At 60.2% G+C, this 294-nt stretch carries 1 protein-coding gene; it reads left to right on the forward strand.

Annotated elements, in window-relative coordinates; genetic code table 11:
- On the forward strand, positions 1-294 hold a 294-nt coding region (locus tag SB689_RS22860; RefSeq protein ID WP_410694359.1), incomplete at both ends, for a transposase.

The following is a 294-nucleotide window of genomic DNA, read 5'->3' on the forward strand; positions in this document are numbered from 1 at the left end:
GTAGTCGATCCGATCGGCCGACAAGTGCTCTGGGTGGGACCTGGACGCTCGCGCGAAACGGCTCGAACCTTCTTCGAACAGTTGCCCGAAGGCGTTGCCGAGCGCATCGAAGCGGTCGCCATCGACATGACCACGGCCTATGAGCTGGAGATCAAGGAGCACTGCCCGCAAGCGGAAATCGTCTTTGACCTGTACCACGTCGTGGCCAAGTACGGCCGCGAAGTGATCGACCGGGTACGTGTGGATCAGGCCAATCAACTTCGACATGACAAGCCGGCCCGGAAGGTTCTGAAG

Source organism: Chryseobacterium sp. SIMBA_038 (assembly GCF_046535115.1).
Taxonomy (GTDB): Bacteria; Bacteroidota; Bacteroidia; order Flavobacteriales; family Weeksellaceae; genus Chryseobacterium.